The sequence below is a fragment of the Paraburkholderia sp. BL10I2N1 genome (genome assembly GCF_004361815.1).
In the GTDB taxonomy this organism is placed as follows: domain Bacteria; phylum Pseudomonadota; class Gammaproteobacteria; order Burkholderiales; family Burkholderiaceae; genus Paraburkholderia.
Genome location: NZ_SNWA01000001.1, coordinates 3,355,519 through 3,380,677 on the forward strand (window position 1 = coordinate 3,355,519; position 25,159 = coordinate 3,380,677).

The 25,159-nt window shown below is 63.2% G+C and carries 23 protein-coding genes; 12 read left to right on the forward strand and 11 right to left on the reverse strand.

Going from position 1 to position 25,159, the window contains the following annotated elements:
- Positions 1 to 192: 192 nt before the first annotated feature.
- The 7 genes from B0G77_RS15595 (at position 193) to B0G77_RS15620 (ending at position 5,936) form a co-directional block, all read left to right on the forward strand.
- The gene (locus B0G77_RS15595) at positions 193 to 1,359 is read left to right on the forward strand and encodes an HPP family protein (protein ID WP_133662926.1); all 1,167 of its coding nucleotides are present in this window, start codon (positions 193 to 195) and stop codon (positions 1,357 to 1,359) included.
- A gap of 86 nt (positions 1,360 to 1,445) precedes the next feature.
- The gene (locus tag B0G77_RS15600) at positions 1,446 to 1,859 is read left to right on the forward strand and encodes a MarR family transcriptional regulator (RefSeq protein ID WP_133662927.1); all 414 of its coding nucleotides are present in this window, start codon (positions 1,446 to 1,448) and stop codon (positions 1,857 to 1,859) included.
- Positions 1,860 to 1,865: 6 nt separating this feature from the next.
- Positions 1,866 to 3,665 (forward strand): chloride channel protein, encoded by a 1,800-nt coding sequence (locus B0G77_RS15605; RefSeq protein ID WP_133662928.1) that lies wholly within the window; start codon positions 1,866 to 1,868, stop codon positions 3,663 to 3,665.
- Between the two features lie 11 nt (positions 3,666 to 3,676).
- On the forward strand, positions 3,677 to 3,820 hold the full coding sequence (locus tag B0G77_RS43215) for a hypothetical protein (RefSeq protein WP_166656158.1): 144 nt from the start codon (positions 3,677 to 3,679) through the stop codon (positions 3,818 to 3,820).
- 668 nt (positions 3,821 to 4,488) lie between these two features.
- The gene (locus B0G77_RS15610; protein ID WP_133662929.1) at positions 4,489 to 4,836 is read left to right on the forward strand and encodes a cupin domain-containing protein; all 348 of its coding nucleotides are present in this window, start codon (positions 4,489 to 4,491) and stop codon (positions 4,834 to 4,836) included.
- A gap of 21 nt (positions 4,837 to 4,857) precedes the next feature.
- Positions 4,858 to 5,514 (forward strand): uracil-DNA glycosylase family protein, encoded by a 657-nt coding sequence (locus B0G77_RS15615; RefSeq protein WP_133662930.1) that lies wholly within the window; start codon positions 4,858 to 4,860, stop codon positions 5,512 to 5,514.
- 35 nt (positions 5,515 to 5,549) lie between these two features.
- Entirely contained in the window at positions 5,550 to 5,936 is a 387-nt protein-coding gene (locus B0G77_RS15620) for a DUF488 family protein (RefSeq protein WP_133662931.1), read from the forward strand.
- Between the two features lie 85 nt (positions 5,937 to 6,021).
- Here B0G77_RS15620 and nirD read toward each other — a convergent pair whose 3' ends face one another.
- Both nirD and nirB read right to left on the reverse strand, forming a co-directional pair.
- Positions 6,022 to 6,369, reverse strand: a complete 348-nt coding sequence (gene nirD, locus B0G77_RS15625) for a nitrite reductase small subunit NirD (RefSeq protein ID WP_133662932.1) — start codon at positions 6,367 to 6,369, stop codon at positions 6,022 to 6,024.
- 20 nt (positions 6,370 to 6,389) lie between these two features.
- Positions 6,390 to 8,930 (reverse strand): nitrite reductase large subunit NirB, encoded by a 2,541-nt coding sequence (gene nirB, locus B0G77_RS15630; protein WP_133662933.1) that lies wholly within the window; start codon positions 8,928 to 8,930, stop codon positions 6,390 to 6,392.
- 730 nt (positions 8,931 to 9,660) lie between these two features.
- Here nirB and cobA point away from each other — a divergent pair.
- A complete protein-coding gene (cobA, locus tag B0G77_RS15635; RefSeq protein WP_133662934.1) occupies positions 9,661 to 10,467 on the forward strand; it encodes a uroporphyrinogen-III C-methyltransferase in 807 nt (268 codons plus the stop codon).
- An 86-nt stretch (positions 10,468 to 10,553) separates the two neighbouring features.
- Here the strand turns inward: cobA and B0G77_RS15640 are convergent, their stop codons facing one another.
- From B0G77_RS15640 to B0G77_RS15655, 4 genes are all read right to left on the reverse strand, one after another.
- Positions 10,554 to 10,979, reverse strand: a complete 426-nt coding sequence (locus tag B0G77_RS15640) for a hypothetical protein (RefSeq protein ID WP_133662935.1) — start codon at positions 10,977 to 10,979, stop codon at positions 10,554 to 10,556.
- Between the two features lie 44 nt (positions 10,980 to 11,023).
- Positions 11,024 to 11,731, reverse strand: coding sequence for an RNA polymerase sigma factor (locus B0G77_RS15645; RefSeq protein WP_133664163.1), 708 nt, complete (start codon positions 11,729 to 11,731; stop codon positions 11,024 to 11,026).
- A gap of 303 nt (positions 11,732 to 12,034) precedes the next feature.
- Positions 12,035 to 12,277 carry a hypothetical protein gene (locus B0G77_RS15650; protein ID WP_133662936.1) on the reverse strand — a complete coding sequence of 81 codons (243 nt, stop codon included), beginning with the start codon at positions 12,275 to 12,277 and terminating at the stop codon, positions 12,035 to 12,037.
- Between the two features lie 59 nt (positions 12,278 to 12,336).
- Positions 12,337 to 12,642, reverse strand: a complete 306-nt coding sequence (locus B0G77_RS15655) for a hypothetical protein (RefSeq protein WP_133662937.1) — start codon at positions 12,640 to 12,642, stop codon at positions 12,337 to 12,339.
- Here B0G77_RS15655 and B0G77_RS45535 point away from each other — a divergent pair.
- Together B0G77_RS45535 and cynR are read left to right on the forward strand one after the other, a co-directional pair.
- Positions 12,641 to 12,847, forward strand: a complete 207-nt coding sequence (locus B0G77_RS45535; protein WP_347814179.1) for a LysR family transcriptional regulator — start codon at positions 12,641 to 12,643, stop codon at positions 12,845 to 12,847. The genes B0G77_RS15655 and B0G77_RS45535 overlap by 2 nt on opposite strands.
- 9 nt (positions 12,848 to 12,856) lie before the next feature.
- Positions 12,857 to 13,657 carry a transcriptional regulator CynR gene (cynR, locus tag B0G77_RS15660; RefSeq protein ID WP_347814162.1) on the forward strand — a complete coding sequence of 267 codons (801 nt, stop codon included), beginning with the start codon at positions 12,857 to 12,859 and terminating at the stop codon, positions 13,655 to 13,657.
- A 181-nt stretch (positions 13,658 to 13,838) separates the two neighbouring features.
- Here cynR and fusA read toward each other — a convergent pair whose 3' ends face one another.
- Positions 13,839 to 15,890: an elongation factor G gene (gene fusA, locus B0G77_RS15665; RefSeq protein ID WP_133662938.1), complete on the reverse strand. Its 2,052-nt coding sequence runs from the start codon at positions 15,888 to 15,890 to the stop codon at positions 13,839 to 13,841.
- Positions 15,891 to 16,544: 654 nt separating this feature from the next.
- Between fusA and B0G77_RS15670 the strand changes: the two genes are divergently transcribed.
- Entirely contained in the window at positions 16,545 to 18,230 is a 1,686-nt protein-coding gene (locus B0G77_RS15670; protein WP_243751013.1) for a tetratricopeptide repeat protein, read from the forward strand.
- A gap of 146 nt (positions 18,231 to 18,376) precedes the next feature.
- A complete protein-coding gene (locus B0G77_RS15675; RefSeq protein ID WP_133662940.1) occupies positions 18,377 to 18,598 on the forward strand; it encodes a CDGSH iron-sulfur domain-containing protein in 222 nt (73 codons plus the stop codon).
- 24 nt (positions 18,599 to 18,622) lie between these two features.
- On the opposite strand, the gene prpF is transcribed toward B0G77_RS15675, so the two are convergent.
- From prpF to prpB, 4 genes are all read right to left on the reverse strand, one after another.
- Positions 18,623 to 19,825, reverse strand: coding sequence for a 2-methylaconitate cis-trans isomerase PrpF (gene prpF / locus B0G77_RS15680; RefSeq protein WP_133662941.1), 1,203 nt, complete (start codon positions 19,823 to 19,825; stop codon positions 18,623 to 18,625).
- Between the two features lie 96 nt (positions 19,826 to 19,921).
- Entirely contained in the window at positions 19,922 to 22,516 is a 2,595-nt protein-coding gene (gene acnD / locus B0G77_RS15685; RefSeq protein WP_133662942.1) for a Fe/S-dependent 2-methylisocitrate dehydratase AcnD, read from the reverse strand.
- A gap of 390 nt (positions 22,517 to 22,906) precedes the next feature.
- Complete coding sequence (prpC, locus tag B0G77_RS15690) at positions 22,907 to 24,076, reverse strand: 2-methylcitrate synthase (RefSeq protein ID WP_133662943.1); 1,170 nt, start codon at positions 24,074 to 24,076, stop codon at positions 22,907 to 22,909.
- A gap of 23 nt (positions 24,077 to 24,099) precedes the next feature.
- Entirely contained in the window at positions 24,100 to 24,996 is an 897-nt protein-coding gene (gene prpB / locus B0G77_RS15695) for a methylisocitrate lyase (protein WP_133662944.1), read from the reverse strand.
- Between the last annotated feature and the right edge of the window lie 163 nt (positions 24,997 to 25,159).

Below are 25,159 nucleotides of genomic sequence, written 5' to 3' on the forward strand. Positions count from 1 at the left end.
TCTTCTTCGGCTGGCATCGGTTTGCAGGCCCGCCAGGTGAGTCATTGATAAGTGTTCGTGTCCGCCCGGGTGTCGTTTTATATCACAATGAAATATAATAATGAAAACACGTTCTTTCGTCGCGGGAGGGTTTCACCGTAAGGTGTGGTCTCGTTTATTGCGACGTCGCCCACTTTCTATCCCGTTCAGACCTTGTCCCGCTCTGCTGTGATCCGCTGGCTTTCCAGCTTCGCTCCCGGTCCGATCGCCGTTCGATGGCCGGAACGCTTGCGTTCGTGTCTCGGCGCGCTCGTCGGTATCGCGTTCACCGGCGGGGCAATGCATCTCCTTCCGGGGACAGGCGTGAATGTTCCGCTCCTCGTCGCCCCGATGGGCGCCTCGGCCGTGCTTCTGTTCGGCGTTCCTGCCAGTCCGCTTGCGCAGCCGTGGTCCATTATCGGCGGCAACCTCGTCTCTGCAACCGTTGGTGTCGCATGCGCCAGCTGGATCGCCGATCCGGTGACAGCCGCCGCGCTGGCGGTCGCACTGGCGATCTGTGCGATGTTTGCGCTGCGCTGCGTCCATCCGCCGTCCGGCGCGGTCGCGCTGACCGCCGTCCTCGGTGGCCCAGCCGTGCACGCGCTCGGCTATCGGTTCGTCGTGGAACCGATAGCGATGCAGTCGGCGGCGCTCGTGTGCTCGGCCATCGTCTACCATGCCGTCACCGGCCACCGTTACCCTCACGCTGCGCGGCGCAAGGCCGACCAGGATGCGGCGGCATCGATTGCAGTGGCGAAAGATGGCTTCACACATGCCGACCTCGAGGCCGTGCTGAGGCAGCGCGGGGAATTGCTCGACATCGATCCAGACGATCTGGAATCGTTGCTGCGCGATGTCCAGTTGCAGGCCTATGCCCGCACATTCAGTGAATTGACCTGCGCGGACATCATGTCTCGCGCGGTGGTGGCCGTATCGGTCGCCACCCGGGCGTCAGCTGCGTGGAACCTGTTGAAACGGCACGGCGTGAAGGCTCTGCCGGTCACTGACGAGACGCAGCACGTCATCGGCATCGTGACGCGCGCGGATCTTCTCGATACCCCGACGTTCAGAAAAATCTCCGTTCTATGGTCTCTGCGGCAACGATGGTTCAGGCGCAGAAGGGACCCGGTCCGCGTCGTGGGCACCTTGATGAACCCCTCGGTGCATACTGTCGATGCGGCGACTCCGATCGCCGAACTGGTGCCGTTGTTTGCGCACTACGGGCACCACCATATTCCGGTGCTGGATGCTGGAAGACGACTGGTCGGGATGATCACCCAGGCTGATGTGATCGCGGGGCTTTATCGTCAGACATACGCCCAGCAACGAAGTGCGGCGTAGTACCTCTTGCCCGATTTAACCGCTGTTTGCGACCGTTAGTATCACGGCGCGATATATTTGCGCATTACCGTTCCGACAGGGCTCCCATGAAGACACTCACTCGCGGCTTGACCAAGGCGGACTTTGAGCAACTGTCCGAATTCCGCTACCAGATGCGGCGTTTCGAGCGCTTTTCCGAACAGGCCGCCCAGGGCGAAGGCATTACGCCGTTGCAATACCTGCTGCTCCTGCACATCAAGGGCTATCCGGAGCGGGACTGGGCGACCATCGGCGAACTCGCCGAACGGCTCCAGGCGCAGCACCATGGAGTGGTTGCGCTGGTGTCCCGCTGCGAGACCCTTGACCTTGTGCGGCGCAAGATCAGCGAAGCCGACCGCCGCCAGGTCGAGGTGCATTTGTTGAAAGCGGGCGAGCAGGTGCTCGCGCGCCTCGCCGAGATGCACCGTGCCGAACTGCGGTCACTCGAAGGTGCATTCAATGTTCCACAGATCGACTTATGAGAAGACATGAGTTTCGACACGCATAAACGCGATTTTTCGGCCAACGCACGGCTGCCAGGGATTGCTGCGCTTGCCGCAGGAATCGGGGCGCTCAGCACGCTTGCGGCGTTCGTGCTGCTGTCCCTGATTCACCTGTTCACGAACCTGTTCTTTTTCGGCACGCTTTCTTTCGCGGACCGGTCGCCGGCCCACAATACGCTCGGCGTCTGGGTCATTCTCGTGCCGGTCGCTGGCGGATTGATCGTGGGACTCATGGCGCGCCACGGGTCGGAAAAGATCCGCGGGCATGGCATTCCTGAGGCGATTGAAGCGATCCTGTTCGGCAAGAGCCGGATGTCGCCGAAGGTCGCCATACTGAAACCGCTGTCGTCCGGCATCGTGATTGGCAGCGGTGGCCCGTTCGGCGCCGAAGGCCCGATCATCATGACGGGCGGCGCGCTCGGTTCGCTGATTGCGCAATGCGTGAAGGTGACGTCGGCGGAGCGCAAGACCTTGCTGGTTGCGGGCGCTGCAGCGGGGATGACCGCGGTCTTCGGTACGCCTGTGGCTGCCGTGCTGCTCGCGGTCGAACTCTTGCTGTTCGAATGGAGACCGCGCAGCTTCCTGCCCGTCGCATTGGCCTGCGCGGTCGCGGGCTTTGCCCGCGCGGCGTTCTTCGGCACAGGCCCGCTGTTTCCGCTGGAGACGGCGCCGCCTGACGCCATGTCGCTCGTGTCGTGCATCATCGCCGGGCTGCTGAGCGGGGCGCTCGCTTCTGGCCTGTCGGCTGCGCTTTACAAGACTGAAGATCTGTTCGGCAAGCTGCCCATCCACTGGATGTGGGGGCCCGCGCTTGGCGGGCTCGCGGTCGGAATCGGCGGATTCATCGAACCTCGCGCTCTGGGCGTCGGGTATGACGTGATCGGCGATCTGCTGCACCAGCACATCGTGCTGCAGGTCGCTGCTGCCATCCTCATCGTGAAGGCCATCATCTGGGTGGTGGCGTTGGGCTCGGGAACGTCCGGCGGGGTGCTTGCACCACTGCTCATGCTGGGGGCCGGGCTCGGAACCGTGCTCGCGCACGTGTTGCCGGGCGGCGAACCGGCGTTGTGGCCGCTCGTGTGTATGGCTGCGACCCTTGGCGCAACCCTCGGCGCTCCCCTGACCGCGATCGTTTTTGCCTTCGGCCTGACGCACGACAGCAATGCCCTGTTGCCGCTTCTGGCGGCGACACTTGTTGCGCATGGCTTTGCGACGGTGGTGATGCGGCGCTCCATCATGACGGAAAAGATCGCCCGTCGCGGTTATCACATCTACCGCGAATACGGTGTGGACCCGCTCGAGCGTCACTACGTCGACGAGGTCATGACTCCCGAGGTGCAAACCATTGACGCCCGCATGTCCGTGCGTGATGCGCTGGCGACGTTCTTCGGCGCTGGTCAGACACATCGCGCCTACCCGGTCGTGCACGAGGGTGTATTGACCGCTATCGTCGATCGTGCGGCACTCGAACGCTTACGTGGCGAGGGGACCAACCCTGAACTCGACGCACCGCTCATCGACGCGTTGCGCGGGAGTGCGCCGGTGATTGCGTTGCCCGGCGAAACCTGCCGGCTCGTTGCGACCCGGCTTGCGGTACAGGGTCTCGAGCGCCTGCCTGTGGTTGCCGACCGCGACACGATGCGTCTGGTGGGGATCGTGTCGAGAAGCGATCTGGTCAAACCGTCGCTCGCGCACTTCGAGGAAGAACACAAGAGAGAGCGCTTCCGGCGCGTGAAGCTTACCCGGAGTACGAAGCGCTTCCCGCCAGTGCGCCGGGCCGGCTGATCGACCGCTACATGGATATCGCCGCGCCGAAGGCGGTCGATGCCGACTGGCGTGGGACGGAGAACCGGGACTCGATCTCATCGTCGTTGGGCATCGCAGCATTGGCCTGCCTGCGCGCCGGTGAGCCGGTTTGCCGTCAGGCGCTCTGTTCGTGACCCGCTCGCTGTCTGATCCAGTTCATTGCCCATCGCTTTGCCGCTCTGACAGCATCGATTTCCGTCAACGCGCGCTCCGCGGCTGGGGAAGGGCCACGCGCGAGTACATGATGATGTCCTACCGTTACGATCGTCGCCACACAACCAAAGCCGTCGTCCGGTAATTGCACCGGTTCGCACAAGAGGCAATATGGACCATAAATGAAGGAGACGGATTTCACAGGAGTAGCCCCCCAGTACGCTAGTCGTGTTCTCAGGCCGGACACCGTGAAAGCCCATGTCGGGGAAACGAAACGTCGATCCCGGACGCAAAACGCGTTCACGGCAATCTGCATTATATGTAACAACGTGATATAAGCCGTTACGTTTGCGTGTCACGACGAAAGAAATTTTCAGGGGCATTTCAGGGGCAGATAAGGCAGCTTCGAGGTGCCCATCAAACCTTGAAGCACGCGATCAGATCGGTAGTCTTACGCGTGCATTTCTTACGCGTGCTGTTCTGCAACATTTCCGCGTTGGCGCGTGGGTGTGGCAACTGGATGGGTCCGGCTGACCCGGTCCGTGCATGGTGGTTCGTCGTCGACCGAGGTTGTAAAATCGGGAGCAGACGCAATATGCCTCTCCACGATGCGCAGCGGTACGGTGGGCGATGAATTCTGGAGAACCCTGTGGCTTTATCCCATCTTTCATCCGGCGAAACAATGAGCGTGCTTCCGCTGGGCGAGCGTCTCGAGCAGACTCAAACCGCGGCGCTATTCAGGCAAGCGCAACTCGAAGTCATGCGGCTTGTTCTGCCGGCCGGCAAAGGGATGCCCGAGCACGCCGTGAACGGTCCGATAACGGTGCATTGCATCGAAGGCGAAGTAAACTTCAGCTTCGAGAACACCCAGCGGCTCATGCGTGCAGGCGATCTGCTTTACCTCGCGGCCGGAATCCCCCACAAGCTGACCGCGATCAGAAACGCATCAGTGCTCGTGACCATCGTTCTGCAGGGACCTTCTGCGTCGCCGGCATGAACGATTCCGTGCTCTCGATGGATGCCACATGATCCGCGTGTCAAAACCCGGTGTTCGCAAGTGAACAGACCGGCGTATCCCACCCTCGATGCGCTTCTCGCGGATGTGCGCGCCTGTCGTGCCTGTGCAGAGGTATTGCCGCTCGGTCCAAGGCCCATCGTACGCGCGGCGGTCGACGCCCGGATTCTTATCGTCGGTCAGGCGCCCGGGGCACGGGTGCATGCCACGGGCATTCCGTGGAACGACGCCAGCGGTGAGCGTCTACGAACATGGCTCGGCGTCGATGTGACGTCGTTTTACGACGAGTCGCAGTTCGCGATCATTCCAATGGGCTTCTGCTATCCAGGGCGAGGCAGCAGCGGCGACAAGCCGCCGCGCCGCGAGTGCGCGCAATTGTGGCTGGACAGCCTGCTGGAAAAGCTTCCAGAAATCCAGTTGACCCTACTGGTCGGGCAATACGCACAGCGTCATTTTCTCGGCAACCGCCGCAAAGCGTCGTTGACCGAAACAGTCAGGGCATGGGCGGACTATGCGCCAGCCTTCATTCCCTTGCCACATCCATCGCCGCGCAATCAGGCATGGTTCAGGCACCACCCGTGGTTTGAAAGCGAAGTGCTGCCGCCGCTTCGCGCAACAGTCGAATCGATCATGGCGCGTGAGGCGGATTACGTCAGGTGAGCCGTATCGAAACGTCGGTTTGAACGGAGCAGGCAATGCCGCATACGAACCGCAAGAGTCTGAAAATTTTCATTCGACGGGCGTATGACGATCCGACGCAGGAGGACGATTACCGTGTCCTCGTCGACCGGGTCTGGCCACGCGGACGCAGCAAGGAGACGCTCAAGCTCGACGAGTGGGTGCGCGAACTTGCGCCGGGCACGGAACTGCGCAAATGGTTTGGGCATGATCCGCAACGATGGGAAGCGTTCCAGCAACGCTACCGCAGCGAACTGGATAGCGAAGAGATGCAGGCGCGGATGCGACAGCTTCTGAGCGATGCGGGCGGCCGGCCGATCACGCTCGTATATGGCGCGAGGGATGAAGAGCACAACCAGGCCATCGTGTTACGCGACGTCCTTTTGCATCTCTCTGGAGGATGAACACGGATTTGCCTGATTCGCACCAGGAGCGTGGCTGCAGGAAACAGCCAGGCTCACAACGCGCCTGGGCCTGCTCCGCGCTTTCCTATGCGGCTACCCACACCTCGCCATTCTCCACACGGGTCGCGAACGCGCTGACCGAGTGCTCGGGGTCTTCGAGACACTCACCCGTACGCAGGTCGAAATGATGCTTGTAGATAGGCGATGCCACCACGATGCGTTCGCCGAGGTTGCCCACGAGGCCGCGCGACAGCACCGCCGCCTGCGATACTGGATCGTAGTTGTTGATCGCGAACACGCGGCCGTCGCCATCGTCGACATGGAATACGGCGACCTGCCCGCCGTTGACCAGCGCGCAAACGCCAGTGTTGGGCACGATGTCGTCGAGTTTGCACACGGAAATCCACGCATCCTGGATGCGGTCATTGCTCATAATGATCTCCTCAAGAGTGTTCAGGCAGTCTCGGCGACCACCGGGATGGGAAACTGTCGGCTCTGCCGCTCACCGGGCGTGGCGGGGCGAATCTGGCCGCGCTCCTCGACGAACGTGACGGTATCGTCGCGTGCTTCGCTGTTGACGAAATGACGGAAGCGCCGGCGTGTCTCCGGATCGGTCACCGCCTTCTTCCATTCGCATTCGTAGGTGTCGACCACAAGCTGCATCTCCGCTTCGAGTTCAGCGGCAAGCTCGAGCCTGTCGTTCACCACGACGTCGATCAGATAGTCGAGACCGCCTTCAAGGTTGTCGCGCCATACGCTGGTGCGCTGCAGGCGGTCCGCGGTGCGGATATAGAACATCAGGAAGCGGTCGATGTAGCGAAGCAGCGTTGCCTTGTCGAGATCGGAGGCGAGCAGTTCGGCGTGACGAGGCTTCATGCCACCGTTGCCGCACACATACAGGTTCCATCCCTTTTCGGTCGTGATAATGCCGATGTCCTTGCCTTGTGCTTCCGCGCATTCGCGGGTGCAGCCCGAGACCCCGAACTTCAGCTTGTGCGGCGCGCGCAGGCCTTTATAGCGGTTCTCGATTTCGATCGCGAGGCCGACGGAGTCACCCACGCCATAACGGCACCACGTCGAACCGACGCACGACTTCACGGTGCGCACCGACTTGCCGTACGCGTGACCGGATTCGAAACCCGCGGCGATCAGTTCTTCCCAGATCAGCGGCAGTTGCTCGACGCGCGCGCCGAACAGATCGACACGCTGGCCGCCCGTGATCTTTGTGTACAGCCCGTATTTCTTCGCGACCTGGCCGACCGCGATCAGCCCCTCGGGTGTGACCTCGCCGCCAGGCATCCGTGGCACGACCGAATAGGTGCCGTCGCGCTGGATGTTGGCGAGATAGTAGTCGTTCGAATCCTGCAGGGCGGCGTGCTCCTTCTTCAGCACGAATTCGTTCCAGCACGACGCAAGAATGCCGGCGACGACCGGCTTGCACACGTCGCAGCCAAGCCCGTGGCCATGCTTGCCGAGCAGGGCGCCGAAAGTCTTGATGCCCTCCACGCGGACGATGTGATAGAGCTCCTGGCGCGAATGGCGGAAGTGTTCGCACAGGTGGTTGTTGACCGCGAGACCCTGCTTCTTCATCTCGGACTTCATCACCTGCGTGACGAGCGGAACGCACCCGCCGCACGAAGTGCCGGCGCCGGTCGCACTTTTCATCGCGCCGATGCTGGTCGCGCCGCCGCAGACCGCGGCGCAGATCTGGTTTTTCGAAACGTTATTGCATGAACAGATCTGTGCGGTCGCCGGCAATGCCTCGACACCGAGCGCGGGCTTCGCGCGGCCATCGGCCTGCGGCAGGATGAGAAATTCCGGCGCGTCCGGCAGCTCCATGCGGTTCAGCATCATCTGTAGCAGGGTGCCGTATTCGGCTGCATCGCCCGCCATCACGGCGCCGAGCAGGTACTTGCCGCAGTCGGACACGACAAGCTTCTTGTAGACCTGCCTGCGCTCGTCGCTGAACTGGTACGAGCGGCTGCCAGGGGTCTTGCCGTGCGCGTCGCCGATGCTCGCGACGTCCACGCCCATCAGCTTGAGCTTCGTGCTCATGTCGGCCCCGGTGAAAGCCGCCTCGACACCCACGAGTTGCCTTGCTGCGACGCGCGCCATCTCGTAGCCGGGCGCCACGAGGCCAAACGTCTGTCCGTTCCAGGCCGCGCATTCGCCGATCGCGTAGATGTCGGGGTCGCTGGTGCGGCAGGTGTCGTCGATCGCGATGCCACCGCGCGGGCCGACTTCGAGATCACATGCGCGTGCGATCTCGTCGCGCGGGCGGATGCCAGCGGAAAACACGATCATGTCGGTGTCGAGATGAGTGCCGTCGGCGAACTGCATCCGGTGTGTGCCCGACTCGCCATCGACGATCGCCAGCGTGTTCTTGCCGGTGTGAACCTGGACACCCAGTTCCTCGATCTTGCCGCGCAGTACCCGCGCACCGCCTTCGTCCACCTGTACCGCCATCAGGCGAGGCGCAAATTCGACGACATGCGTCGCGAGCCCCATGTCGCGGAGCGCCTTGGCGCATTCGAGCCCGAGCAGGCCGCCACCGACCACCACCCCGGTCTTCGCGCGGGCGCCGCATGCCTGCATCGCTTCGAGGTCCTCAATGGTGCGATAGGCGAAACAGTCCTGACGATCGCGTCCCGGCACCGGCGGCACGAACGGCGAGGAGCCCGTTGCCAGCACCAGCTTGTCATAGGAGAGCGTTTCGCCTGTCGAGAGGGTCACGGTGTGCGCCGCCCGGTCGATCGCCACGGCCTTCGCATCGAGCTTGAGCAGCACATTGTCGCGATCGAAGAAGCCTGGTTCGACGAGCGACAGATCCTGCGCGGACTTGCCGGAAAAGAATTCGGACAGGTGCACGCGGTCATAGGCCGGGCGCGGCTCTTCGCACAGCACAGTCACGTGCAGCGTGTTCGTGGAGTGGTCCGCGAGGCACTCGAGAAGCTTGTGGCCAACCATCCCGTGGCCGATCACGATGATGTTCATGACAGGGGTTTCATCCGTTTCGAGTGCTGTTCGCGACATCATTTCCGCCCGGCAAATAAAAAGGCGTCCCGCGGACCCGGTCGGAAGAGACCGGATTCAGGGGACGCCGTTGTCCAGAAGCTATTGTTAAAGCGACGACTTTTGCTGCATTCAAACCGGACCGACTTTGGTCCGACGCGTCGAAATACGCAAAGGACATGCCAAGCCGCAGGAAGTGCAGCGGACGCGCCATGCGCGGGCAGGAGCGGCTATCGAAGGGCCCCGCCGGTTTGTCGCCGCCTGATTCATGCTGATGCGACAGGGCACAACGATGGTGCGACGCAGCACATTCTCCGTGCGGCGCACAGTGCGATCGCCGGGCGTGCTGACCGTAACAGGGCGGAGACGGTACAAGGTGGCCGGGATGTTTCGCGTGACGCCAACGTGGACGGCACGAGGCGATTCACGCCGCAGCGCGAGCCTACGGCTCATGGCGGCACCCGGCCGCTATCAACGTCGTTTTGGCGAACCGCTTGTGGTCGGCGGTGCCCTCATGATCTGGCCTGGATATTGCGTTTGTCCGAACGTCCGGCAACGATGCCGGCGTACATGGATATGAATCACCCGTGCCGCATCGGGCACGGACAACTTCAGGACAACGGCGTCCCCTCGTTCAGCAAGACGAGCGGATGCCGTTTTCTATTGGGCGGCGCGTTCACTCGGCCGACCGGAAAAGGGAATCACGATGGAAATGGGCAAGGTCACTCTACTTAGCGCGGGTCCTGGTGACCTGGACCTCCTCACGATCAGGGCCACAAAGCTGCTGGCGACGGCCGATGTGGTGCTGCTCGACGATCTGGTCAATCCGGAGATCGTCTCGTTCGCGCCGCAGGCTCGCGTGATACGGGTGGGCAAACGCGGCGGCTGCAAGTCGACACCACAGGCCTTCATCCAGCGCTTGACGTTGCGCTACGCACGCGCCGGCCGCCACGTGGTACGCGTGAAAGGCGGCGACGCACTGCTGTTCGGACGCGCAGGGGAGGAACTGACGGGGCTTCGGTGTGCGCAGATTCCTGTCGAAATCGTCAACGGCATTTCGTCCGGATTCGCGGCGGCAGCGGGCCTTGGCATTTCGCTGACGCATCGCGATCATTGCCAGGGCGTGACGTTTGTCACGGCCCACCTGCGCGACGACAGCGAGCCGGACTGGGCGGCACTCGCCGCGACGGGCACGACGCTCGCCATCTACATGGGCATGAGCCGCATCGAGAGTCTGTGCGCTGCGCTGATGTCGGCCCTGCCAGGCTCCACACCTGCCGCGGTGGTTCAATTGGCCGGCACCGCAGACGAGCGGCACGTGCTCGCGAGACTCGACACGATCGCCACGACCGCACGCGCAGCGGGCCTTGGCAGCCCGGCCGTCATTCTTGTCGGCAACGCGGTCGGCGAGGCGGCGGGGTTCGCAGTGAATGCGCCCATTGAGGATATGACGCACGAATTGCCGATCGAGTCCAACGTCGCGCGCTACGTACCCGAGGCGGTCCTGCGCAGCGCCTGAGTAGCACCTCCCATGGCGGAATGCGCGTTGAGCAGGACGCAGGGGCATGGCGGCAGCGCGAGGCGTCGCGGCTTCTACGACGTCGATTATTTGCCCGCGCCGGTCTCATTGACACAACTGAGCAAAAGCTTGCTGCCTGGGGCGTTTCCAGCGCTCATCGTGGCGTTGTGGAATTCAGTGTCGTTGCAACGCCATTCGACAAACAGGTCCGTCCGGCATCGTGCAGCCGGTCGGCCGGAAGCCGGCCTTGCGAGTACGTACGGGCAGGTCCCGCGCCCATCGCACGCGCGAGCGAGTTCGCGAGTCGCATTGCCACGCGGTGCTCCGCAGTTCCCGCCTTCGGTCGCAGACACGATCATGATCGTGCGCGTCTCTCCGGCTGCGCCAGCCGCGAGAGCCATCAAGAGCACGATCAGCGGGACGGGGCGGATATGCCTGACAAGGGCCGATAACGTGCCGCCCGGATAGCCGGTTTCCATGTTCACCGCGCCTCCCTGGCTAACAGCGTACATCCAGATCGCACCCGAGGTGCACGCAACCCAGCCAGCCGGGCGCACTAACGCCCGCCGTCGCGGCGGCGCTCGGTGGCCAGCCGCGACAGTACCCGCGCGACCACCCGGTCGCATTGCGAGCCGCCGAACTCGAACAGGTCGCGCTCGGCGAGATCGATCTCCTTCGCCAGTGATTCGCGCAGCAGGCTCTTCGCCCGGAAATGCCGGCTGCGCACCGTTGCTTCCGGGATGTCGAGACACCGCGCGGCGTCCTGAATGCTCATTTCTTCGATTGAGCGCAGCACAAAGACGATGCGGAAAGCTTCCGGCAAGTCGTCCAGCTTGCGCTCGAGCAAAGCACGCATTTCGCCGCGAGCCGCTGCGTTGTCGGGAGTACCGGAATCGTGGGCGGTCATTTCATCAAGATCGACAGGAACGCTTGAATCCACCATGGGAATCACATTCTGACGCCGTGCCTCGCGGCGCAGGCGGCCAAAGCATTCATTGAGCACCAGCCGTGTCAGCCAGGTGAAGAGGGCAGCGTCGCCGCGAAACTGTCCGATTGATCTGTACGCTGACAGATACGCTTCCTGCAGCGCGTCTTCCGCTTCGGCGTCGTTGCGCAGCGCGCCGCGCGCAAGACGATACAGGCGCCGGTTATACCGGCGCATCAGCAGTTCGAACGCGGAGTGATCTCCCGCGACAATGCGTCGGACGATCGAGAGGTCATCGTCCGCAGGGGACACGCTTTTTGTTACGGCGCCGTCGGTCATACAGCCTTTATTCATCCTGTGACGCTTCCCGGGTAATGGCTGAGCGTTCGGCTGACCTGCGCGGTCCAGGGCCAAACCAATCGCTCATACGGAGTTGGATGTCACGTCACGAAGGGTTGTTCCTGCCGTTGAAGGCCGCCGGGGCACGATATAGATTGCCGGGCAGCCGGGCACTGAGCCGCGCACTGAACCGGGCACTGAGCCGGGCGGAATGAGCGTATCGGACCGGGATCGCGACGCATGGCCGGGACCGCTCGTCGGCGCCCGACCTGCCGGATATCGGTTATCGCGTCGCAGACACCATCACTGGCGGCGCTGCTCGAACTGACGTTCGAGCACGTCCGCCATTTTTCGCAGGATGTCGGGCAATAGCAGTTGCGCGTCGAACGATCCAGCGATTGAATATCCGGACCCGGACTCGCCACCGATGATGACGACGGCGACACATCTCGCATCCGTCGACTGCCGGACGTTGTCGCAAATACGGTCGAACAGCCCGGCCGACTCACCGTCGGCCATGACCTCTGGAACATGCCTGTATGTCATCCGCTCCTCCGTGAGCCATGCCGCGGGTGTGTCAGGTTCGCTCTTCTTCTTCTTCTTCTTCAGCAGGAGTCGGCCGCTGCGGATCCACACGCGCGGGCAGACGACAAAGCCCGGCGGTGGATCGCCCGTCGCGAAGAATGTGTTGCGCGACGGATGACGACCTCGACCGGACGCTGGTCCGAAAGCCGCCGGTCCAGTCGTGCCGGGCGTGAGGGTTCTTTCACCTCGTCCTTGCCAAGATACGCGTACCGGCCGTCTTGCGCACCTTTGAGCATGACATCGTCGGAAAGGAAGCGCGCGATCAGACAGGTGGCCAGCGCGCCAAAGCCGAGCGCACCGATCGAAGCGGCGATGATGAATGGCATGTCGAGTCCTGTCGGTTTTCCGCCGATTGTGAGGGTAGGTGCTTATATAGTCCAAGACGGGTTTGGAATAGACTCGATAAGAAAATCTTATGAAAAGACTTTGATACTTCGTCATATTCGCTATCTGCTCGCGGTGGCCGAGCATCGCAACTTCACACGTGCGGCCGATAGCCTGCATATTTCGCAGCCCGCGCTTTCGCAGTAGATTCGCCAGTTGGAGAACGATCTCGGTGGCGTGCTGTTCGACCGGAGTGGCCGGGCGGTGCGGCTCACGGATTTTGGAAGCGCCTACATCGAATATGCGCGCCGCGCGCTATTGGACCTCGAGGCGGGGCAGCGTGCCTTGCACGATGTCCGGGATCTGTCGCGCGGACAGCTAAGGCTCGCTTTCACGCCAACCTTCACCGAATACCTGGTGACGCCGGTCATCGATCAGTTCCATTCGGCGCATCCCCACATCGCTATCGAGATGACAGAAATGTCGCTGGACGCCATCGAAAGTGGCCTGGGCGGCGATCGCTTCGATCTGGCGATCGGATTCACGGATATCCGGTCGGACGATATCGAGGTGGAAGCTTTGTTTCCGGAACGGATGACGCTGGTCGTGAGTGCCAGTCATCCGGTCGTGGCAGAGCGCACGCCCATCGCGTCCTCGCGACTGGCAACATGGCCTCTGGCGCTGCTCAGCGGTCAGTTCGTGTTCCGCTTCTACGTCGACGCCTACTTTGCGTCGCAGGGGATCAAGCCCAACGTGGCAATAGAGGCGAACTCGATCAGTGCGGTGCTCAAGATCGTGAGCAGAGGGAAGGTGGCGACGCTCCTTCCCAGTGCCATGCAATACGAGCATCGAGATCTGAAATACATAGCGCTCGAGCCGGCCATTCCGGCGCGAACCGTGGCGCTGCTCAGGCGCAAAGGCGCGTACCGGACCGCGGCTGCTACGGCGTTTTCCGCCATGCTGAAAGAGATGCTGGAGGAGGGCGCGTTGTCGTCGCTGTCGGCTTTTGCTCGCTGAGTGAGCCGGACAGCGCGGCTGCCGGCTCGCTACCCGGTTTGCCACGCACGTGCACCTGTCACGTCGCCATCGACTGTCACCACGCGTCGGGCCCGGCCTGCCGGTTTCGATCACAGTGCAGCATCGTGGCAGGCATCGAACCCGCTAATAACCCATGCCCGCGACGCAACCCGCACACCCGCTATGACGTCGAGGCGTCTTCGCGGTTCTTGTGCTGCGACGCCAGCGACTCCTGCTGGGCAGTGGGCACCGGGTCATAGTGGCTGAGCTGGATACTGTAATTGCCGTGGCCCCCCGCGATGGCGTTCAGGCGCGACTGATAGTCGTTGAGTTCGGATAGTGGCACCTGTCCTGCAACGACCACAGCATTTCCGGCGACCGGCCGGGCGCCGTGGACCTGTCCGCGCCTCGTGGACAGGTCGCCGATGATGTCGCCCATCGTCGGTTCGGGCGTCATCACCTCGATATCCACGATAGGTTCGAGCACGATTGGCTGCGCTTTAAGCACGGCATCGATGAAGGCCTTGCGTCCGGCCGTGACGAAAGCCACTTCCTTGGAATCGACCGAGTGGCTCTTGCCATCGAACACGGTGACGCGCACGTCCTGCATCGGGAAACCGGCAAGCGGCCCGCTCTCGATCACCTGGAGGATGCCCTTTTCGACGGCGGGAATGAACTGGCCGGGAATGGCGCCGCCCTTGACGGCGTCGACGAACTCGAATCCGCCGCCGCGCGGCAGCGGCTCCACGCGCAGCATCACTTCACCGAACTGCCCGGCACCGCCAGTCTGCTTCTTGTGGCGGCAATGCCCCTCGGCCCGGCCACCGATCGTTTCCCGATAGGCAATCTTCGGAGGTCGCGTCACGACATCGAGCTTGTACTGATCGGACAGGCGCTCCAGCATGTAGCGCAGGTGCAACTCACCCAGGCCCCGCACAACGGTCTCGTTGGTGCCGACCGGGTGTTCGACCCGCAGGCACGGGTCTTCCGCCGTCAGCTTTTGCAGGATCTCCCAGAGACGCTGTTCGTTGCCCCGGCGTGCCGGCTCGATTGCGAGGCCGTAAATGGACGTAGGGAAGTCGAGCGGGGTCAGATGGATGTTGCCGTCCTCGGGTGCGTCGTGTAACACGGCATCGAAGCCGATCTCATCGACCTTGGCCACGGCGCAGATATCGCCGGGGCCGGCTCGCTGGACCTCCACGTGTTCCTTACCCTGCAACAACAACAGATGCGCGACCCTGAACGGCTGCCGCCTGTCGCCGATATAGAGCTGGCTATCGCGCACGATCGTGCCCTGATGGATGCGAAACACGGCCATCTTGCCGATATAGGGGTCCATCACGATCTTGAAGGTGTGCGCGAGGACGTGCTTGTCGGCGACGGGTTCGGCGCGCACGACCTCCCGGCGGCCGTCGACATCGCGATAGAAGAGGGGCGGATTGCCTTCCAGCGGATTGGGCAGGAGTCTGACGAACACGTCGAGCAGTTCCGCGATACCCGTGCCGTTGGCCGCGGACGTGAAGCAGATCGGTACCAGGTGACCTTCGCGCAGCGCCCGCTCGAAGGGCTCGTGCAACTGCTCCGGGCTGATGGCCTCGCCCTGTTCCAGGTAAAGCTCCATCAAGGCCGGATCGATCTCGATCACCTGATCGATCAAGGCATCGTGCACCGCCGCAACAGACAGGAAATCGGCCTCGCCGGCAGGGTTGAAGAAGCAGTCCACCACCTGACGGCCTTGCTGCGCGGGCAGGTTGATGGGCAGGCATCCCTTGCCGAAGATCTCCTGGATTTGCGTCAACAGCCCCGGAAGGTCGACCTTCTCGCCGTCGATGCCGTTCACGATGATCATTCTGCACAGCTTGCGTTCGGCCGCCCAGGCCATCATGCGCCGGGTGGTCATTTCGATGCCGGTCTGCGCATTGATGACGACGGCGGCTGTCTCGACGGCGGGCAGGGCGCTGATCGAGGGCCCGGAAAAGTCAGGATAGCCGGGCGTATCGAGCAGATAGATGCGTGTGTCGCGGTAATGCAGGTGGGCGACGGAGGAGTTGAGCGAGTGCTGATATTTACGCTCGAGCGCGTCGAAATCGCAGACGGTGGTGCCACGTTCCACGCTGCCGGGCGCGTGGATCGCGCCGCCCTGATGCAGCAGCGCTTCGGCAAGCGATGTCTTGCCGCATCCGGCATGCCCGACGAGGGCAATCGTACGGATGGCTTCGGGGCTGTAACCCATGGTCACCCTCGCGCAGTAATGGATGTGGGGCCATTATTGGTGAAAATGAACCCATGTGCCATACCGGACTGATTCGTACGACTTGTGATGTCTCGTCGAAGAGGGACAGGTCGGCATGCTGGCAGCCCGATGTATGGCGATTTACAGGGCTCCTGCGCGCATGAGGCCGACACAAAGAGATGACCGTGACCGATCGATTTCCCGGGTTCATCTCGACTTGCCGCGCGACTTCGTCAGATACCCGACACGGCCTTCGGTGCTAATCTGGTGATGGCGACTTGCCCGGTCATTGGGAGAACGCGATGTCATCCGTCCCATCCAGCAAACCCGTCGCGCCGTCCGCGCCGCAAAACAAACCACCCCCTGGTGCAGCGCCGCAAACCAGCTCACCGGTTCCAGACGCGGATAAAGCCGAGCCGGTGCCGCATGAGCGCCCGCCAGTCCGCTCGGACGATAACTGACTGACCCGCAAGGCTGCTGCGAGCCGGCACTCATCGACCTCGTTGGGCGTCGAGTCACTGCGAGCGGCGGCCTGGGGCGGGAAGCGCGCGGTATCGCCGGATACCGTTACTTTCCGCAACGCAGCGAGCGTGACGGGAAATGAGGCGCAGGATTCTATTCGCCGTCGTGATCGCCGTGGCGTCAGGAGAGTGCATGTCTGTGGACGTGGCGAGTGCGTGTTCTCCGGCGTTATCCGAGGTCGATGTCGAACATGGCTTCAGGGTGCAGGTTGACTGCGGACTGCCCACTGGAACCGTCAGCGGTCTTTCGAACCGATTGACCCGCGCGGCGAAGGGCGCCGCACTCTCCGATGCCCAGAGAGTCTCGCTCGCAAGGGCGGCCAACGTGATGCTGGGTTCGGTACCGATGCCGTCGGGCGGCATGCAGCACAAGACCGATGTGGCACTGGCCAACATCGAACCGCTCATCGAAAGTCTCGCCGTGAAACTCAGGACGCAGCCCGACACGGATCCGGTTGCCGCGGCGCACACGTGGAACGCGCGCTACAGGGATCTGCTGCACAGGGCATCGATCAGGCGAAGTTCGAATCCTTTGGAGTCGCAGATCGGCGACGCGCTCGATCGTATCGATCTGGCGCGGGCCTCGACGCTGATGTCCAGCCTGCTCGCCGAGCAACAGACGACCACGAAGGCGGTCGCCGCCCGATACTACGACGCTGCACAAATCGAGGTGCTGCGCTTCAGGCCACAGAGTGCGCTGCCGTATCTGGAAAAGGCTTACGCCCTGCAACCTGAAGACACAGACATTGCAACGGCATTGGCCGACACCCTGCAGGAGCAACGCGAGCCTGAACGGGCGGAGCCGGTTTATCGCATGCTGCGCTCGCGTTACGAGGCGCTGGCGCGCGAAAAGCCCGCCACCTACCAGCCCGAAGTCGCGCGCACGTTCGACAGGCTAGGCAACGTCTACGTTGCGTTGCAGCGACCGAAGGAGGCGGAGGCCGCCTGGCTGCGCGCGCTGGAGATCTACTGGGCACTGGCGCGAGAAAGCCCGGCCACGTACGGACCTGCCGTTGCGCAAACGTTCGACAACCTGGGGGCCCTGTACCGCGACACCCGGCGCATGAAAGAGGCAACCGATGCCTACAGCGAAGCACTGGACATCGATCGGGCGCTGGCCTCTCGCGATCCCGCCACGTACCGGCCCGACATGGCGACGACGCTCAACGACCTCGCCATCCTCTACGGCGCCGCACAGCGCACGGGCGAGGCGGAAAAGGCGTATCTGGAGGCGTTGGACATCCAGCGAGCCCTCGTGCACGACAACCCCGCCGCGTGGCGTCCTGCGCTCGCCCGTACGCTCAATAACCTCGGGAATCTCTACAGCGCGATGCAACGGCTTCAGGAAGCGGAGCATGCCTATCAGGAAGCGCTGGCGATCCGCCAGCAGCTCGTCCGCGCGAGCCCCGCGCTCTACCAGCCGGATGTGGCGCGCACGCTCAGCAATCTCGGCGTGCTCTACCGTGTCACGCAACGCCCGAAGCAGGCGCAGCAGGCTTACCAGGAAGCGTTGCAGATCTATCGCGCGCTCGCGCGGGAAAGCCCGGCTGTCTACCTGCCGGACGAAGCGCGGACACTGAACAATCTGGGCGTCCTCTACAGCCACACGCAGCGGCCACGTGAGGCGGAAGATGCCTACCGGCACGCGCTGGACCTTTACCGGACCCTGTCGCAGGATAACCCGGTGGCCTACCGGCAGGACGAAGCGCGGACCCTCGCTAACCTGAGCGGGCTTTACAGCCAGACCCAACGGCCACGCGAAGCGGAGGAGGCGAAGCGGGAAGCAACCCGGCTGCTCGATACCACGCGCGTGCCGTAGATCAGACGACGATGCTTCGATGCCGTGATCGTGTGGCGCATGTTCGCGCACCATCGGATGTAGACTGAAACGGCACCACTTGCCGGGTTGCCACGCCGGATGTCCCTACCATGCGCGGGCCCGCGATCCATACATCGGAGGCGCAAATGGCAACGATCATTACCCCACGGAACGACGGCCCGTACCATATCAAGGGCGACTTCAGGATCATGACCCAGGGCGGTAAGGAGATCGAACCGGGCAAGGACGAAGTCTGGTTGTGCCGATGCGGCCAATCACAGAACAAGCCGTTCTGCGATGGTTCGCACAGGAAGGCCGAGTTCAGGAACAACCTGGACGACACACCGCAGCAAGCTCAAACGCCCTGACGCATCCCGGGTCGCTAACCCGCCTTATGCGCTCTTTTCCGAAGCGCTCCCCGGTACACGCACCCATCCCTCCATCAGCACACGGGCGCTGCGGCTCATGATCGCTTTGGTCACGGTCCAGGCGCCGTTGGCCTCGCTCGCCTGCGCGCCCACCCGCAAGGTGCCGGACGGATGGCCAAAGCGCACCGCGTCGCGTGCGCCGCCGCCAGCGGCGAGATTCACCAGCGTGCCCGGAATCGCGGCGGCGGTGCCAATGGCTACGGCGGCCGTGCCCATCATCGCGTGATGCAGCTTGCCCATCGACATCGCGCGCACGAGCAGGTCGACGTCAGCGGCGCCGACGGGCTTGCCGCTCGATGCAACGTAGTCGGCTGGTCTCGCGACGAATGCGACCTTCGGCGTGTGCTGCCGGGTCGCGATCTCGTCGATGTTCCGGATGAGACCCATGCGCAGCGCGCCGTGAGCGCGGATGGTCTCGAACCTGGCGAGCGCGCCGGGATCGCTATTGATCGCGTCCTGCAGCTCGGTGCCTGTGTAGCCGATTGCCTCTGCGTTCACGAAGATGGTCGGAATGCCGGCATTGATCATCGTGGCCTTCAGCGTGCCGACGCCTGGAACCTCGAGGTCGTCGACGAGATTGCCGGTGGGAAACATGGCGCCGTCCGCGCCTTCTTCCTCGGCGGCCGGATCCATGAACTCGAGTTGCACTTCGGCGGCAGGGAAGGTGACGCCGTCGAGTTCGAAATCACCGGTTTCCTGCACGGAACCATTCGTGATGGGCACGCGCGCGATGATGGTCTTGCCGATGTTCGCCTGCCAGATGCGCACGATGGCGACACCGTTTTGCGGAATGCGGCCGGCATCGACCAGTCCGCCACTGATGGCAAACGGTCCCACGGCGGCGGAGAGATTGCCGCAATTGCCGCTCCAGTCGACGAAAGCGCGGTCGATGGACACCTGACCGAACAGGTAGTCGACGTCATGATCGGGCCTGCCGCTTTTCGCAATGATGACCGTCTTGCTGGTGCTCGAAGTCGCGCCACCCATGCCGTCGATCTGCTTGCCATAAGGGTCCGGGCTGCCGATCACGCGCAGCAACAGCGCGTCGCGCGCCGCGCCCGGCACCTGTGCGGCTTCGGGTAAATCCTGCAGGCGGAAGAACACGCCTTTGCTGGTTCCGCCACGCATGTAGGTGGCGGGAATCTTGATCTGGGGTGCGTGGGCCATGGATGGGTTGTCCTGTTAAGGCCGGGCGGTACGTCGCCATACCGCCCGGATACGATCAGTGAACGCTGGCTGCGGCGTGTGATTACAGCGCGTGCATCACGCGGCCTTCGACGATTCGAGGAAGTCCTGCGCGAAGCGTTGCAGCACGCCGCCCGCTTCGTAGATCGACACTTCTTCCGCGGTGTCGAGGCGGCAGGTCACCGGCACTTCGACGCGCTCGCCGTTTCTGCGATGAATCACAAGCGTGAGATCGGTACGAGGCTTGCGCTCGCCGATCACATCGAAGGTCTCGGTGCCGTCGATCGCGAGCGTCAGGCGGTTCACGCCAGGCTTGAACTCCAGCGGCAGCACGCCCATACCCACGAGGTTGGTGCGGTGAATGCGCTCGAACCCTTCGGCGACGATCGCTTCCGCGCCGGCGAGACGCACGCCCTTGGCGGCCCAGTCACGCGAAGAGCCCTGACCGTAGTCCGCGCCGGCAATCACGATCAGCGGCTGCTTTCGCTCCATATAGGTTTCGATGGCCTCCCACATGCGCGTGACCTTGCCCTCCGGCTCGATGCGGGCGAGCGAACCCGCCTTCACCTGGCCGCTTTCCAGCACCATCTCGTTTTTCAGCGTGGGGTTGGCGAAGGTGGCGCGCTGGGCGGTCAGGTGATCGCCCCGGTGGGTCGCGTAGGAGTTGAAGTCTTCTTCCGGCAGGCCCATTTTCGCCAGGTACTCGCCGGACGCGCTATCGGCCAGGATGGCGTTGGACGGCGACAGGTGATCGGTCGTGATGTTGTCACCCAGCACAGCCAGGGGTCGCATGCCACTGAGCGAGCGAACGCCTGCGAGCGCGCCTTCCCAGTACGGCGGGCGGCGAATGTAGGTGCTCATCGGGCGCCAGTCGTACAGCGGCTCCGCCTTTTCGCCGCTGTCGGCGGATACGGCGAACATCGGCTCGTACACCTTGCGGAACTGCTCCGGTTTCACACTGGACGCGACGACCGCGTCGATTTCCTCGTCGGTCGGCCAGATGTCCTTCAGGGTGACCGGGTTGCCATCGGCATCGATTCCCAGGACGTCCTTCTCGATATCGAAGCGGATGGTGCCGGCAATGGCGTAAGCCACCACCAGCGGCGGCGAGGCGAGGAACGCCTGCTTTGCATACGGATGGATACGGCCGTCGAAGTTGCGGTTGCCAGACAGCACCGCCGTAGCGTAGAGGTCACGGTCTACGATTTCTTTCTGGATCAGCGGGTCCAGCGCACCGGACATGCCGTTGCACGAGGTGCAGGCATAGGCCACGACGCCGAAGCCCAACTGTTCCAGTTCCGGCAGCAGCCCGGCTTCTTCGAGATACAGCGTGACGGCCCTGGAGCCCGGCGCGAGCGAGGTCTTCGCCCACGGCTTGCGGGTGAGCCCACGCCGGTTCGCGTTGCGGGCGATGAGGCCCGCGGCAATCATGTTGCGCGGGTTGTTGGTGTTCGTGCAGCTGGTGATGGCGGCGATGATCACCGCGCCGTCCGGCATCAGGCCGGGCTCGTTCTCGACCTTGCCGCTGATGCCGCGCGCAGCCAGTTCGGACACGGGTAAGCGACGGTGCGGATTCGACGGCCCAGCAAGCGTGCGCACCACGCTCGACAGATCGAACTTCAGCACACGCTCGTACTCGGCCTGTCTGAGGCTCTCGCCCCAGAGGCCGGTTGCCTTCGCATAGATCTCGACCAGCTTGACCAGTTCGTCATCCCGGCCGGTGAGCTTGAGGTACTTGATGGTCTGCTCGTCGATGTAGAACATCGCGGCGGTAGCGCCGAATTCTGGCGCCATGTTGGCGATGGTGGCGCGATCGCCAAGGGTCAGGTTGGCCGTTCCTTCGCCAAAGAATTCCAGGTACGCCCCGACGACTTTTTCCTTGCGCAGGAATTCGGTCAGGGACAGCACCACGTCGGTGGCCGTCATGCCCGGGCCGGGCTTGCCCGTCAGCTCCACGCCGACGATATCCGGCAGACGCATCCAGGAGGCCCGGCCCAGCATCACGCTTTCGGCTTCCAGGCCGCCTACGCCGATGGCGATCACGCCGAGCGCGTCCACCATCGGCGTGTGCGAGTCGGTGCCGACGAGCGTGTCCGGGAAGGCCACGCCGTCTTTCACCTGTACCACCGGGCTCATGCGTTCGAGGTTGATCTGATGCAGGATGCCATTGCCCGGCGGAATCACGTCGACGTTCCTGAACGCCTTCTTTGTCCAGTTGATGAAGTCGAAGCGGTCTTCGTTGCGACGGTCCTCGATGGCACGGTTTTTCGCGAACGCGTCGGGGTCGAAGCCGCCGCATTCGACGGCCAGCGAGTGGTCCACGACGAGCTGCGTCGGCACGACCGGGTTGACCATGGCCGGATCGCCGCCCTGGGCTGCGATGGCATCGCGCAGGCCGGCGAGGTCGACGAGCGCGGTCTGGCCAAGAATGTCATGGCACACGACGCGCGCCGGAAACCACGGGAAATCCAGCTCGCGCCTGCGTTCGATGATCTGCCCGAGCGAAGCGGTCAGCGAGGCCGGGTCGCAGCGGCGCACGAGGTTCTCGGCCAGCACGCGCGACGTGTACGGCAGCTTGTCATAGGCGCCGGGCTGGATCGCGTCGACCGCGGCACGCGTATCGAAGAAGTCCAGCTGGGTGCCTGGCAGGGGTTTTCGGTTTGCAGTATTCATGACTTGGGGACAAAGACAGTAATGATCAGGGCGGTGGTCGTGGCCGGGGTGCCCAGGCAGTGGCTCAATTTCCGCGGTCAGCGCTTCCCGATCGGCGCGAACATCAGGTTTTCCGGCACGGTGCGGGTCCCGTCGGCATGTCGCAGGCCGGGAGCGCGCATCGAGTCCGCAATCTTGCGTGTCGATCAGACCGTTTCGCGCAGTTTAGCGCGCGAGCGTGCGTGGATTTGCTGTTTCAGCAACCGGGCGCCGGATTCGACGGGAACGCTGTCTGGATCGGGCTGGCCGTTGTCGTGCAAAAAGCGACCCTGGCTCGCGGGTAGCCCGAGCCGGGGCCTAACTTCATCGCAGCGCTCTCGTTGCTCGCGATGGAGGTGAAACAGGGACCATTCAGCGACGCTTCGCAAGCGGCACGAACGGCAGATCGTCCGGACCCGTGTAGTTCGCGCTCGGGCGGATGATCTTGTTGTCGATGCGCTGCTCGATGATGTGCGCGGCCCAGCCGGAAGTGCGTGAGATGACGAAGAGCGGCGTGAACATCGCGGTCGGCACACCCATCATGTGATACGAGACGGCGCTGAACCAGTCGAGGTTCGGGAACATCTTCTTCGCGTCCCACATCACGGATTCGAGGCGCTCGGCGATATCGAACATCTTCGTATTCGACGCTTCTTTCGAGAGGCTCTTCGCGACTTCCTTGATCACCTTGTTGCGCGGATCGGAGATCGTGTAGACCGGGTGACCGAAGCCGATCACCACTTCCTTGTTCTCGACGCGGCGGCGGATGTCGGCTTCGGCCTCATCGGGCGTCTGGTAGCGCGACTGGATCTCGAACGCGGCTTCGTTGGCGCCGCCGTGCTTCGGGCCGCGCAGCGCGCCGATTGCGCCGGTGACCGCCGAATAGATGTCCGAGCCCGTGCCCGCGATCACGCGGCCGGTGAACGTCGAGGCGTTGAATTCGTGTTCGGCGTAGAGGTTCAGCGACGTGTGCATCGCTTCGACCCACGACTTCGACGGTTCGACCCCGTGCAGCAGATGCAGGAAGTGGCCGCCAATCGAATCGTCGTCGGTTTCGACTTCGATGCGACGGCCGTTGTGCGAGTAGTGATACCAGTAGAGCAGCATCGAGCCGAGCGAGGCCATCAGCCGGTCGGCGATATCGCGCGCGCCGGGCAGGCTGTGGTCGTCTTTCTCGGGCAGCACGGTGCCGAGCACGGAGACGCCGGTACGCATCACATCCATCGGATGCGCCGACGCCGGGATCCATTCGAGGGCAGCTTTCAGGTTCGCGGGCAGGCCGCGCAGCGCCTTCAGCTTCTGCTTGTAGGCGGTGAGTTCGGCCTGCGTCGGCAGCTTCTCGTGTACGAGCAGGTAGGCGATTTCTTCGAATTCGCAGGTCGTCGCGAGATCGAGAATGTCGTAGCCACGATAGTGCAGGTCGTTGCCGGTCTTGCCGACCGTGCACAGGGCCGTATTGCCCGCCGTCACGCCCGACAGCGCCACGGATTTCTTCGGTTTGAACGCGCCGGTGGCCGGCGTGCTGTTGTCTGCTTCGCTCATGATGTCGTCTCCAGTTGCAAGCGTTACTTTTTCGCGGCGAACAGCGCGTCGAGCTTGTCTTCGTACGCGTGATAGCCGAGATATTGATAGAGGTCGGCGCGCGATTGCATCGTTTCGACGGCCGCTTTCTGCGTGCCGTCGCGCATCACCGTCTGATAGAAATTGAGCGCCGCCGCGTTCATCGCGCGATAGGCGCCGCAGCAGTACAGCGCGATATCGACGTTCGCGTCCCGCAGTTCGTCCACGGTGAAGAAGGGCGTCGAGCCGAATTCGGTCAGGTTCGCGAGGATCGGCACCTTGACCGCGGCCTTGAAGCGGCGATAGTCGTCGAGCGACTTCATGGCCTCGGGGAAGATCATGTCCGCGCCGGCTTCGACATAGGCCACAGCACGTTCGATGGCGGCATCGATGCCTTCGGCCGCGGCGGCGTCGGTGCGCGCCATGATCACGAACTGGTCGTCCGTACGCGCATCGACGGCGGCTTTCACGCGGTCCACCATTTCGTCGGGGGGCACGACTTCCTTGCCCGGGCGGTGGCCGCACCGCTTCTGGCCCACCTGGTCTTCGAGATGCACGGCGGCAACGCCCGCCTTGATGAACGAGCGGACCGTGCGCGCGATATTGAACGCGCCGCCCCAGCCGGTATCGATATCGACCAGCAGCGGCAGATTCGTGGCGTCCGTGATGCGGCGCGCGTCGGTCAGCACGTCGTCCATCGTGCTGATGCCGAGGTCGGGAATGCCGAGCGAATTGGCGGCAACGCCGCCACCCGACAGATACACGGCCTTGAAGCCGACGGCCTCGGCCATTTTCGCGGCGTAGGCGGTGATGGCGCCGACCACCTGCAAAGGCTGTCCTTCGGCCACCGCGACGCGAAACTTCGCGCCGGCACTGGCGGGCTGTTGTCTGGCTGTAGTCAATTCCGTCTCCTGTAGTAACGAGTCCTACACTGCAAAAAGCGGGCCAGCCATGGTGGCTCGGCTAAGTGACTGATTTAGCGGGGGATCAGGAAGCGAGGCGAATACATGAAAATTCAGAAATGGAATTTTTGATTTCGCATTTGAGACGGTGTGCGCATAATAG